Annotated in this window: 13 protein-coding genes; 11 read left to right on the top strand and 2 right to left on the bottom strand. The window is 58.2% G+C overall.

Annotation, left to right across the window (positions count from 1 at the left end; genetic code table 11):
- Window positions 1–121 precede the first annotated feature (121 nt).
- Both BLR26_RS24225 and rpoS read left to right on the top strand, forming a co-directional pair.
- Complete coding sequence (locus BLR26_RS24225; protein ID WP_093386648.1) at window positions 122–1,021, top strand: peptidoglycan DD-metalloendopeptidase family protein; 900 nt, start codon at window positions 122–124, stop codon at window positions 1,019–1,021.
- Window positions 1,022–1,127: 106 nt separating this feature from the next.
- Window positions 1,128–2,132: an RNA polymerase sigma factor RpoS gene (gene rpoS, locus BLR26_RS24220; RefSeq protein ID WP_093386643.1), complete on the top strand. Its 1,005-nt coding sequence runs from the start codon at window positions 1,128–1,130 to the stop codon at window positions 2,130–2,132.
- A 533-nt stretch (window positions 2,133–2,665) separates the two neighbouring features.
- Here the strand turns inward: rpoS and fdxA are convergent.
- Window positions 2,666–2,989 (bottom strand): ferredoxin FdxA, encoded by a 324-nt coding sequence (fdxA, locus tag BLR26_RS24215; protein ID WP_010224804.1) that lies wholly within the window; start codon window positions 2,987–2,989, stop codon window positions 2,666–2,668.
- 140 nt (window positions 2,990–3,129) lie between these two features.
- A complete protein-coding gene (gene mutS, locus BLR26_RS24210; protein WP_176794341.1) occupies window positions 3,130–5,697 on the bottom strand; it encodes a DNA mismatch repair protein MutS in 2,568 nt (855 codons plus the stop codon).
- Window positions 5,698–5,954: 257 nt separating this feature from the next.
- Between mutS and BLR26_RS27245 the strand changes: the two genes are divergently transcribed.
- The 9 genes from BLR26_RS27245 to BLR26_RS24170 all read left to right on the top strand — a co-directional run bounded on the left by BLR26_RS27245 (window position 5,955) and on the right by BLR26_RS24170 (window position 12,284).
- Window positions 5,955–6,710, top strand: a complete 756-nt coding sequence (locus BLR26_RS27245) for a hypothetical protein (protein ID WP_143013308.1) — start codon at window positions 5,955–5,957, stop codon at window positions 6,708–6,710.
- Complete coding sequence (locus BLR26_RS24205; RefSeq protein WP_143013307.1) at window positions 6,707–7,378, top strand: hypothetical protein; 672 nt, start codon at window positions 6,707–6,709, stop codon at window positions 7,376–7,378. Before BLR26_RS27245 ends, BLR26_RS24205 begins: the two co-directional genes overlap by 4 nt.
- Window positions 7,379–7,471: 93 nt before the next feature.
- Complete coding sequence (locus BLR26_RS24200; protein WP_093386635.1) at window positions 7,472–8,215, top strand: LexA family transcriptional regulator; 744 nt, start codon at window positions 7,472–7,474, stop codon at window positions 8,213–8,215.
- Window positions 8,216–8,683: 468 nt separating this feature from the next.
- The gene (locus tag BLR26_RS24195; protein WP_093386630.1) at window positions 8,684–9,037 is read left to right on the top strand and encodes a phage holin family protein; all 354 of its coding nucleotides are present in this window, start codon (window positions 8,684–8,686) and stop codon (window positions 9,035–9,037) included.
- 4 nt (window positions 9,038–9,041) lie between these two features.
- Complete coding sequence (locus BLR26_RS27385) at window positions 9,042–9,620, top strand: 2OG-Fe(II) oxygenase (protein ID WP_176794294.1); 579 nt, start codon at window positions 9,042–9,044, stop codon at window positions 9,618–9,620.
- 12 nt (window positions 9,621–9,632) lie between these two features.
- Window positions 9,633–10,469, top strand: coding sequence for a hypothetical protein (locus tag BLR26_RS24185; RefSeq protein WP_176794293.1), 837 nt, complete (start codon window positions 9,633–9,635; stop codon window positions 10,467–10,469).
- A 55-nt stretch (window positions 10,470–10,524) separates the two neighbouring features.
- The gene (locus tag BLR26_RS24180; RefSeq protein ID WP_093386625.1) at window positions 10,525–11,079 is read left to right on the top strand and encodes a hypothetical protein; all 555 of its coding nucleotides are present in this window, start codon (window positions 10,525–10,527) and stop codon (window positions 11,077–11,079) included.
- A 129-nt stretch (window positions 11,080–11,208) separates the two neighbouring features.
- Window positions 11,209–11,727, top strand: coding sequence for a hypothetical protein (locus BLR26_RS24175; RefSeq protein WP_093386620.1), 519 nt, complete (start codon window positions 11,209–11,211; stop codon window positions 11,725–11,727).
- Entirely contained in the window at window positions 11,724–12,284 is a 561-nt protein-coding gene (locus BLR26_RS24170) for a phage baseplate assembly protein V (RefSeq protein WP_093386615.1), read from the top strand. The genes BLR26_RS24175 and BLR26_RS24170 overlap by 4 nt, the downstream gene beginning before the upstream one ends.
- Window positions 12,285–12,293: the final 9 nt, after the last annotated feature.

Raw genomic sequence — 12,293 nt, 5'->3', positions numbered from 1 at the left:
CTACCATAGTCTGTTACAGATCACGTTTAGCAATGGCCAGACGTCCGCATGGCGGCGCGCTCGGGTATAATTGCAACAATATTGCATTTTTTACATCGGTCACCATTAGAGGGAGCGGCGGGTGGGTCACACAAACATTCGGCAGCGCAAGGATCCATCGAGCTTCAAGCTTCTGCTGATTGCACTGGCCGTGGGTACGCTGGTGACGGGGTGCTCGAGCACGTCTTCCAACAGCGTCCGGGTGGTCGATCGCAACAACGCCGCGCCCAAACGCCCTGTGGTCACCACCGGTCAATACCTGGTGCGCCCCGGCGACACGCTGTTCTCCATCGCCTTTCGCTATGGCTGGGACTACAAGGCCCTGGCCGCGCGCAACGGTATCGCTGCGCCGTATACCATTCGTCCGGGCCAGGCGATCCGTTTCGATGGTCGCTCCAGTGGCCCGGCGCCAGTTGTCGGCACCACCGTGGTCACCAGCTCGCCATCTTCTTCAAGCAAGACCACCATCATCAAGCGTCCCCTGGACAGCTCCGGCAAACCAATAACGCCGCCGCCCACCACCACGCCTGCAAGCACGCCAAACACCGTGCCGGTTGCCCCGGTGGCGACTACCACAGCACCCGTGCAAGTGCCCCCCGCAGGGCGCTCCACGGCCGGCTGGGCCTGGCCGGCCAACGGCGTGCTGATTGGAAAATTTGCTTCAAACGGTAGTTTGAATAAAGGCATTGATATCGCCGGTGATTTGGGACAGCCTGTTTTTGCTGCATCTGATGGTTCAGTTGTCTACGCCGGGAGTGGCTTGCGGGGCTACGGCGAGTTGGTAATCATCAAGCACAACGATACCTACGTCAGTGCCTACGGCCACAACCGCAGGCTTTTGGTTCGGGAGGGACAGCAGGTCAAGGTAGGGCAGACAATTGCCGAAATGGGGTCCACGGGCACAGACCGGGTGAAGCTTCATTTTGAAATTCGCCGCCAGGGCAAACCTGTCGATCCGCTGCAATTCCTGCCACGTCGTTGATTGCTAGGCCCGGCCTGTTCCTCGCGTAGAGGGGACAGGCTCCAGCGCTGCCAGGGATAAAGGCGCCGCTCGAGTCTGAGTTCGAACTCAGCAAAGGACTATAACAATGGCTCTCAGTAAAGAAGTGCCGGAGTTTGACATCGACGATGAGGTTCTCCTGATGGAGACCGGCATTGTTTTGGAAACGGATGTGATGTCAGACGAACCTGCTGTACCTACGGTTCGGACCAAGGCTAAACAGAGCGCTACGCTCAAACAGCACAAGTACATCGACTACACTCGGGCACTTGATGCAACCCAGCTTTACCTCAATGAAATCGGCTTCTCGCCATTGCTCTCTCCGGAAGAAGTGCACTTTGCGCGCCTGTCGCAACGTGGTGATCCGGCCGGGCGCAAGCGCATGATCGAAAGCAACCTGCGCCTGGTGGTTAAAATCGCCCGGCGTTATGTCAACCGGGGGCTTTCGCTGCTCGACCTGATCGAAGAAGGCAACCTCGGCCTGATTCGGGCGGTCGAGAAATTCGACCCGGAACGCGGCTTCCGTTTTTCTACCTACGCCACCTGGTGGATTCGGCAGACCATCGAACGGGCGATCATGAACCAGACCCGTACCATCCGCTTGCCCATTCACGTGGTCAAGGAACTCAACGTCTACCTGCGCGCCGCCCGCGAACTGACCCAGAAGCTCGATCACGAACCGTCCCCGGAAGAGATCGCCACCCTGCTGGAAAAACCGGTCGGCGAGGTCAAGCGCATGCTTGGGCTCAACGAGCGGGTATCGTCGGTGGATGTGTCCCTGGGGCCGGATTCGGATAAAACCCTGCTCGATACCCTGACCGACGACCGTCCTACTGATCCGTGCGAGCTGCTTCAGGATGACGATCTGTCCCAGAGCATCGACCAGTGGCTCAGCGAGCTGACCGACAAGCAGCGCGAGGTAGTGATTCGCCGCTTCGGCCTGCGCGGTCATGAAAGCAGTACGCTGGAAGATGTCGGCCTGGAAATCGGCCTGACCCGGGAACGGGTGCGGCAGATCCAGGTAGAGGGCCTCAAGCGCCTGCGTGAGATCCTCGAAAAGAATGGCCTGTCCAGCGAGTCGCTGTTTCAGTAACGCCAGCGAAATCGTTGTGAAGAACGCCCCGACATGTCGGGGCGTTTTTGCATCTGCAGAACAGCGGTTTACCCGTGAACGGCTTCCCGATGGCGTTCTGGAAACATTCGGGTTTGGGCGCGATCCGACGGCGATGTTGGTACTGTTCTAGTTCATGTAAGCCATCGCTTACTCGTTGTGTAAGCCTTGACTGTACGCTGTAGTAAATCGTTGTCGTTTTCAGTGTGCGCTTTTGTTTAAGCTATTGATATATATAGATATTTTTGTTTGTGACAGTACGGTTACCGCAGCTTTTTGAGAGCTTTGTGCTGTTGTGGTAAATCTTGGAACCGCTAATATTTGTCCTGTGTCTACGGACTGACACAGGCTCTCAAGGATGAAGGCCAAGGACATCGCAGGATGCGATTCATCAGGATGATGAAAGGGAACAAAGGGACTACGGAAAAAATGTGGGCGGGTCAAACCGCCCCTTTTTTTTGCCCGCAACAAACATGAAAAAAGGCCCTCGAAGGGCCTTTTTTGTTGATCCGCGCTTAGCGCTCGAGATCGGCGATCTTGCCTGGCTTGCCATCCCACTCGGCGGCATCTGGCAACGAATCTTTCTTTTCGGTGATGTTCGGCCAGATTTCCGCCAGCTCGGCATTGAGCTCGATGAAGTTCTCCATGCCGGCAGGCACTTCGTCTTCCGAGAAAATGGCGACGGCGGGGCATTCAGGCTCGCACAGTGCACAGTCGATGCACTCGTCCGGGTGAATGACCAGGAAGTTCGGGCCTTCGTAGAAGCAGTCCACCGGACAGACTTCTACGCAGTCGGTGTACTTGCACTTGATGCAGTTGTCGGTGACGACGAAGGTCATTTCTAATTCTCTCCTCAGGCGACGGCAGCGGTGCCCCTCCAGACAGGGCCGCTCGGTTTGGTTGTTCGGCTGCAGGCCAGGCTAGTAACCTGCAGCGCCGCCAAACCGCGCGGGATTCTATCAGCTTGTGCGGGCGCGCGTTATAACAGAGTCTTCAGTGTATAGAGCATTTCGATAGCTTGACGCGGCGTCATATTGTCCAGGTCCAGCTTTCCGAGCTTCTCGATGGCCGGATGCGGCAGGCTGGCAAACAGGTCGCTCTGGTGCGGTACCGCAGGTGCACCTTGCTGCAAGACAGGTGTTTCGTGGGGCAGGCTGGCGGTTTCCAGTCGGCCCAGGTGTTCGCGAGCACGCTGAATCACCGGCGACGGCACGCCGGCCAGCTGCGCCACTGCCAGGCCGTAGCTCTGGCTGGCGGGGCCGGGCAGCACGTGGTGCAGGAACACGATGCGTTCGTTGTGCTCGGTAGCGTTCAGGTGCACGTTGGCCACCAGCGGTTCGCTCTCCGGCAGCACCGTCAGCTCGAAGTAGTGGGTGGCGAACAGCGTGTAGGCGCGCAGCTGCGCCAGGCGCTCGGCGGCGGCCCAGGCCAGCGACAGGCCGTCGAAGGTACTGGTGCCGCGGCCGACTTCGTCCATCAGCACCAGGCTGCGCTCGGTGGCGTTGTGCAGGATGTTGGCGGTTTCGCTCATCTCGACCATGAAGGTCGAACGGCCACCGGCCAGGTCGTCGCTGGAGCCGATACGGGTGAAGATGCGATCCACCAGTGAAAGCTCGCAGGCCGCAGCCGGGACGAAGCTACCAATGTGCGCCATCAGCACGATCAATGCGGTCTGGCGCATGTAGGTGGATTTACCGCCCATGTTCGGACCGGTGATCACCAGCATCCGGGTGTTGTCATCCAGGGCCAGGTCGTTGGCCACGAACGGCGTGGTCAGCACTTGCTCGACCACCGGGTGACGACCCTGGGTGATGCGCATGCACGGTTCGTCGACGAACTGCGGGCAGTTCAGGTCCAGGTTCAGTGCGCGCTCGGCCAGGTTGCTCAGCACATCCAGCTCGGCCAGGGCCGCAGCGGTGTCCTGCAACGGCGCCAGGTGGCCGATCAGGTTCTCCAGCAGGGCATCGTAGAGCATCTTCTCGCGCGCCAGGGCGCGGCTCTTGGCCGACAACGCCTTGTCTTCGAAGGTTTTCAGCTCCGGGGTGATGAAGCGCTCGGCGCCCTTGAGGGTCTGGCGGCGGATGTAGTCAGCCGGTGCCTGCTCAGCCTGCTTGCTTGGCAGCTCGATGAAGTAGCCATGCACACGGTTGTAGCCGACCTTGAGGTTGGCCAGGCCCGTGCGGGCTTTCTCGCGGGCTTCCAGATCAATAAGGAACTGCCCGGCGTTCTCGCTCATCGCCAGCAGCTCGTCCAGCTCGCTGTCGTAGCCGGTCTTGAGCACGCCGCCGTCGCGGATCACCGCTGGCGGGTTGTCGATGATGGCTTTTGCCAGCAGGTCGGCAAGCTCCGGGTAGGTCCCGGCAATGGCAGCCAGGCGCGCCAGGTGCGGCGCCTCAAGCTCGGCCATGGCGTTCTGCAGTTCCGGCAGGGCACCGAGGGCATCGCGCAGGCGTGCGAGGTCGCGTGGACGGGCGTTGCGCAGGCCGATACGGGCGAGGATACGCTCGATGTCGCCGATTTCCTTCAACTGCGGTTGCAGCTTCTCGAAGCGGTAACCGTCGAGCAGGCAGCGAATCGAGCCCTGACGTGCCTGCAGTACTTTCAGGTCGCGCAGCGGGCGGTTCAGCCAGCGGGTCAGCAGGCGGCTGCCCATGGCGGTCTGGCAGCGGTCGATCACCGATTGCAGGGTATTGTCGCGGCCACCGGCCAGGTTCACATCCAGCTCAAGGTTGCGCCGGCTGGCGCCGTCGAGCACCACGGTGTCGTCCAGGCGTTCATGCTTGAGGCTGCGCAGGTGCGGCAGGGCGGTGCGCTGGGTTTCCTTGGCGTAGCCGAGCAGGCAGCCGGCGGCGCCGATGGCCAGGGTCAGCTTCTCGCAGCCAAAGCCCTTGAGGTCCTGGGTCGCGAACTGCTGGCAAAGGCTTTTGCGTGCCGAATCGCGGTCAAAATCCCACGGCGCACGGCGACGTGAGCCACGGCGTTTTTCCGCCGGCAGGCCTTGGGGCCAGTCGTCGGGGATCAGCAGCTCGACCGGGTTGATGCGCTCAAGCTCGGCCAGCAGGTTTTCCCAGCCCTTGATCTCGAGCACGCTGAAGTTGCCGCTGGTGATGTCCAGCACAGCCAGGCCGAACAGGCGCTCGTCGCCCAGCACAGCGGCGATCAGGTTGTCGCGGCGCTCGTCGAGCAGCGCTTCGTCACTGACCGTGCCCGGGGTAATGATGCGCACCACCTGGCGCTCGACCGGGCCCTTGCTGGTGGCCGGATCGCCGATCTGTTCGCAGATCACCACCGACTCGCCCAGCTTGACCAGCTTGGCCAGGTAGCCCTCGGCCGCATGGAAGGGGATACCGCACATGGGGATTGACTGGCCCGCCGACTGCCCGCGGGCGGTCAGGGTGATGTCCAGGAGTTTGGCAGCCTTCTTCGCGTCTTCGTAGAAGATCTCGTAAAAGTCGCCCATGCGGTAGAACATCAGCTGGTCCGGGTGCTGGTTTTTCAGCTTCCAGTACTGCTGCATCATCGGGGTGTGTGCGGACAAATCAGAAATTGCTTTATTCATCAATTAGTTAGGGCTTTTTTAAGCTGGCGCTGGGGCAAAATTCGGGCATAGCTTCCAGTGCAATGCTTGGGGTGATCTCGATGACGGGTAGGGTACCACAGTCCAAGTGACCTCTAGGGGGGGCGGCTTGAAGGAGGGGCAGTCAGTGCAGCATCTGCTCGTTGCGCTACCAATCGGCCTTGCGCTGACTTTACGCTCTGAAGTTGATGGTATATTCCAGACCTTTTTCCAGGGGAGGGAATGTTGTGAAGCGTCGTCAGTTGTTGAGAATTTCGGCTTTTGGAGCTGCTGCCGCAGCGATTTCTGGACCTCTGATGACGTCAGCCGCAATCGCATCAGCCAAAGACCAGCACATGGTCTCGGTGGCGGAGTTTGGTATAGTTCCAGATGGGAAAACAAACTGGGAGAATACAAAAAACTGGTTACCCATGCTCCTCGCCTCTGTCGAGACAGGTGTCTACTGGCCTCCGGGGTACTATGCCACAGGTATAAATTTCAACCGTTCATTGAGCGGAGCAAGAATGCACTTCCAGCCTGGGGCTGTTCTGGGAGGCGTTGTTCACATGATAAGTGGACCTCAGCCTAGATCTTTTGAAATTACCAAGATACAACGCTCCGCTGGCGTAGTGACGGTAAATGTCAAGTCGGCACATAGCTTTCAGGTTGGCGATTCTATTCAGGTTCGGAACGTGTCGGGTGAGCGATCTGAGTTCAATGGCGATAGGTATCGAGTAACAGCGGCTGATGGTGTCGCTTTGCAGTATATCGAGTCTAAGCCAGATGATGTTGGAGCATTGCTGAGAGCCTCTGCAATCAATGAAACTCCACTGATGAATGTTCGTATTACCGGTGTATTAACGACCACCGATCGGCTGGGCACTATCAATTGCAAAAATTGCTATATCGAAAGTTGCTGGATCTTGAATGATCAGAGCGACACAGTGCTGTCCCAGGGGGGGGGAGCCGGGGCGCGCATATCTACGCAGGTACAGACGGCTTGAGGATTGATCGGCTTGTAATCGACTATGCCGGCGGACCCAATACTGCAGCGGCTTTTGCGATCGATGGTCATGGGTGGAATCCATCAAACTGCACGTTTGGATTTGTGCATATAAAGAATAGCGCTTTTCATGGGGCTTATATCACCGGTTTTGGCCACAGGATAGACAATTTGGTCATCGATGCTTTTGCGGCAGAAAACACGGTATGCCCGACGCTTCAAGACTCCAATGGGATTGAGCAGTCAAACGAGATCAAGGGGCTCTGGGTAAACAGGTGCTGGGACACCCACATCCGGCGCTTATCCATGAATCAGAAAAATGACGGAAAAACTCAGGCTCAGTGGCTGCATGCTTTAATCGAGGATACCGGAAACACGCTGTACGGGGTATCTGCTGGAGAAGTTGAGATCACCGAGTGGGTCGCTGATTCGGTCGGCAGTGGCGGAGTCCGGTTTGGTGATGCTGAGAAGTTTAAGTCGCTGTGGTGCAACTTTAAATCGAAGGTCATGCGGGTCAATACATCAAGTGCTTTCTCGGGAGGCGCGCCTGTCTTGGTAAATGCCACCTTGCAAGGGTCTCGTGTGGATGTTGAACAATTTGTTCTTAATGGTCGCGTTGTGCCGTCGACCAGTGGTGGGTTCACGACGGGGCCCCGGAAAACGTCGTAGCGCAACCGTCCGCGTAAGAAGCTTTCGTGGCTCAGGACGTTTATGCCCTCTCATGCATCAAGGCAATTGCATTCTTTGTTTAGCCCCGGCATTATGCATTTTATGCAAAAACGCAACGTAGCATCCGTCCTCAGAGCACTGCTCGATCGTCACGGTCTCTCCCCCACGGAGCTGCACCGTCGTACCGGCGTGCCGCAATCCACCCTGTCGCGCATTCTCAGCGAGAAGATCGTCGATCCCTCTGACAAACACGTGTCGAAGATCGCCGAGTACTTCGGCGTGAGCACCGACCAGTTGCGCGGCCGCGTCGAGCTCGGTGAAAGCCGCGAAGCCGTGCCTGGGCGCAGCCACGCTGAGTTGAACGACATCAGCCTGTGGGATGACGACACCCCCGTCGAGGACGACGAGGTGTCCATTCCATTTCTTCGCGAGGTCGAATTGGCAGCAGGATCAGGAAGATTCGTCATCGAAGAAAGCGAGAAGGCCAGCCTGCGCTTCGGCAAGCGCAGCCTGCGCCACAACGGTGTGCAGTTTGACCAGGCCAAGTGCGTGACGGTACGCGGCAACAGCATGTTGCCGGTCTTGCGTGACGGCGCCACCGTGGGCGTCAACGCCGGTAAAAGCGGCATCGGCGACATCGTCGACGGCGACCTGTATGCCATCAATCACAACGGCCAGCTGCGGGTCAAGCAGCTCTATCGCCTGCCTACCGGTATTCGCCTGCGTAGCTTCAACCGTGACGAACACCCGGATGAAGACTACAGCTTCCAGCAGATGCAGGAAGAGCAGATCAGTATCCTTGGACATGTGTTCTGGTGGGGCATGTACGCCCGCTGAGTAGTCCGTGTCCTCAGAAAACCCGCTTCGGCGGGTTTTTTTTCGCCGGCAGAAAAGTGGTCCAGCCCAGGTAGGGCAAGGCCTACATGCACAGGTGCATTTTCTCATGCATAAATATTTCCACAAATGCATTGACTGCATATGCATCAATGCATAATCTTTGTCTCAAGCCGGTCGACACCGGTAGTGACAAAGGCAGCGATGAACAGGCCTGAACTGTTCAGAGGGTTGGCAACTGGCCCGGGTGTGCAGCGTAAAGCACCACAAGCAGTTATCCGGCGGGCAGGTGGCCGCGGCCGGAGGAACAATTTGAAGCGGAGTCGCCCAGCGCACCAGTCGTGGCGGGCGGTTCGACAACGCATTACTGAAAAGCCTGGGGAGGCCGGGCTTTTTGGAATGCCGAGCGATCGGTTCTACAACAAACGCCGCCGGCAAGCTGCCGAGCGGAATTACCAAGGAGATAGGACAGTGACAAGCGAGCAACAGACGTTACTGGAAATGCCGATCTGGCTGGTGATCGTCCTGGCCTTGCTGGGCGGCCTTTCCGGAGAGATGTGGCGCGCGGACAAGGCCGGCGCCCGGGGCTGGGCGCTTTTTCGGCGCCTTTTATTGCGCTCGGGGGCCTGCATGGTCTGCGGTGTGTCCACCGTAATGCTGCTGTACGCCAGCGGCATGTCGATCTGGAGCGCCAGCGCTTTTGGTTGCCTTACCGCCATGGCCGGCGCCGATGTCGCCATCGGCCTTTATGAACGCTGGGCTGCTAAGCGTCTGGGGGTTGAGGCGCAATCGCCGAACATGGATAGCCCTGGCAACAAGGAGTGAGGTGATGAAGCAGGTTTTTACTGCTGCGGACATCTGCGTCATTGACGACGCTGTAACGATTGATGAGCAGCGCCAGATCAGCAACCAGCTAAATAGCGCGATCTGGCGATACGGCTGGCCAATCAACGATGCGCCGTTCGCCCGGCCATGCTGGCATGCCTTTATTGCAGGCCGACAGCGGGTCGAGCGGCATGACTCGGAACATGAGCTGGCCAGTCATCCGCAATGGGGCTTTCTTTCGGCATTCTGGAAGAAGGTGAAACACGCACATATGCCAGAAGCCACACTGCTTGGTGTGTATGCCAATGGCCAGACCTTTGGTCAGGACTCACCGATCCATCGCGACAACAAGGCCAGTGAAAAGGGCCTGACCGTAGTGATGTTCTGCAACGAGCATTGGGCGACGTCCTGGGGGGGCGAGTTGGTGTTCTACGACCACCAGAAGGAAAACGTCATCAAGGCAGTCTTACCCAAGCCTGGAAGGATTGTCATTTTCAACGGCCATGTGCCCCACAGCGCAAGATCGCCTTCGGTCAATTGTGATCGCTTACGGATGACATTGGCGTTCAAGACAATCGTGTAAGGAGTAACAATAATGACAGGAAAAGTTGAAATCATCGTCGGCCTGGTCGACAAGGCGGATAGAGGCGTCGCAGGCGTAAACGCCACCACGTCGCTGATCGATCAATACAACACCGATAAAAGCGGCTTTGCCCTGGTCAACCAGAACGCCCAGACCGGTGTCGCTGCGGTTGCTGCGGTAACATCCATTGTGCAACTGACAAAAGGCCTGGTGCCGTTCGTCAACCTTTCAACCAATGCACTTGCCGGGACGATGGTGTTCCTCAAGATTACTGCGCAGTACAAAGACAATCAGACCTTTGACACAGGTGATGTCGTAAGCCTTGTCGGTAATGTTGCGGGCGTCGCAGCAGGCTTTACCTTGCTGGTGGCGGGGCCTGCAGCAGCGGGCGTATTCGCGGCAGTGGGCGTAGTGGCAACCGTGTACGGAATTGCGTCTTCGAATACACTGAACAACCTGTTCAACTCCACGGTTCTGCCAATCTGGAACCAGTACTTCAAAGCCACCCCAGATGCGCTTTATCCGGAGCGCTGGATTGCACCTAACCTGACGTTGGTGTCGCTCGCAGACATTATTGCCCTGCATGGTAATCGTATTGCGGTAAGCCATTGGGACCCCGCCACCAATGCCGTAACAATCTCCAGTGTTTTGCGCGATGATGCTGAGACAGCGGGTGCCGGCCACGGAGGAGGTATTATTTATGGAGGTGGCGCTGTATCGCCTCCTGTGACTATTCCGATACCAGATTATCCGATTGGCACGATCGATATCTCCATCGAGTCCATAAACGGTGTGTCGACCCAGGATAACTACGGTTGTTGTTCGGGTAGCCAGGACGGCTACTACTGACTTGTGGTGTGCTAGTGTTGCCCCAAAAACGGCCCATTGTCCGCAAAGGAATCGCATGCCTTCGGTGTTCTCTCAGATCAGATCGTTGCCACCCAAGTCACAGATCAAGATTTACTGCGTGCTGGTAGTCGTCACGTCGTTGTTTGCAGTTTTATCCATGCGCAGCATTCAGGGCTATACCCAGCCAAATCCTCTTCAAATGCATGGCCTCGAAGGCCGGCTGACGGGGTGGTCCGAGGCGTGGAGCTATGATCAATCGCTGATGCGCATGGGGGTACGGTTCAGACTGCCGGGTGAACGCGAAGACCAGCGGCGAACTGTGTATGTGCCTAAAGATGTTTTGCAATCCTCGCAACTGTCTGAAAAGGCGAATGTATCGTTGCTGGTCGAGCGCATGCCCGAGGACGTGATTGTTCGTGAAATGCACTCGCTCGACGGTCAGTTGCTGTTTGATGACGGCCTGCTCAAGCATGTTGTCTTGGTTAGCGATGAGCGCGCGCAACGCGGGCTGGTAGTTTCTGTGCTGATGGCTGTGTTGAGTCTGCTGGCGGCTGGGGTGACCTGGTGGCGACACTTGAAAACCCCGTCGGATCACGCGACTACCCACTAGTCCCTTATCCAATGCACCTGCTTTCAACAGGTGCCTCGTGCCGCAGATAAAGGCACAACTCCCTCAAACCGACCCAGCGATGGCGCACGGATTTCGTGTGCCCGACGATATTGTTGTCGAGGAGCGCAGGTGAACGAACTAACAACGTTGCACGAGGCGATTACCGCGACTATCAAGGTCGCTATGCCTCAACTTGAAACCGTTGCAGCCTATACCGTAGCGGACCAGAACACGGCGCTTCCTGCGCTGTATCACGCGATAACCAGCTTTAAGCCCGCAGCAGATCCAGGTGATGGTCGCTGTTGCATCCAGGCAAGTTTCGAAGCACACATACTGGTTGAAGCCAGTGCTGCGTCGGCACCGCTGTTGGTGACTGCCTTGGCAACGCAATTGACCATTTTGTTGCGCCAGCAGTTCTGGCAGGTGGACTTTGTCGAAGCCGCCAAAAATGTCCAGGCTTCGGTGGTCCAACCGGCAGCGGGCTCCAATTCATCAATCAGTTGGCGAGTGCAATGGGAGCAGGCCCTGTACCTGGGCGCCGAGCAATGGCCATGGCCCGTTGAACCAGGCCCGCTGGCGTTTGCCTTCAGCCCCGACACCGGGCCGGGCTTCGAGGGCGATTACCAGTCGCCGGAGGACCTGCAATGAGCTATGCCAGCGCCATGCATGACCGCATGCTCGCCGGCCTGGTGATTCCTTGCCGGGTGGTCGCCGTTGACCTTGCCGCTGCCCGGGTTCGGGTGTCCGACGGCGCTGGCTGGACCAGCGCCTGGTTGCGCTGGCACAGCCAGGCCGCGGGCAAGGCCCGCCACTGGCGTGCGCCGAGCCTTAACGAGCAAGGGGTGCTGATCAGCCCGAGCGGAGAGCCGGCGCAAGGTACTTTTGTGCCTGGCCTGTATGGCAACGCCGGGGCACCAGCGGACAACCGCGAGCATGTCGAGGTCTGGCGTTTCGACGATGGTGGCTCACTGGTCTATGACTGGCAGGCCCGCAGCTACAGCATCGAACTGCCCAGCGGAACCGTCAGCATCAAGGTCGGCGGCAGCTCGGCTGTGGTCACCGACCAGGCCATCACCGCCAATGCCGCGAGCATCACCCTGACCGGCGAGGTGCAGATCAACGGACCCCTGCGGGTAACCGGCGACATCCTCGGCGGTGGCAAGATCATCGACACCGGCGGCAACACCGCCAATCACAAACACTAAAAAACCAGC

Origin of the sequence: Pseudomonas sp. UC 17F4 (assembly GCF_900101695.1) — a bacterium.
GTDB lineage: Bacteria > Pseudomonadota > Gammaproteobacteria > Pseudomonadales > Pseudomonadaceae > Aquipseudomonas.
The sequence above is the reverse complement of the archived record's forward strand: the minus strand, read 5'-3'. Positions and strand labels throughout refer to the sequence as shown.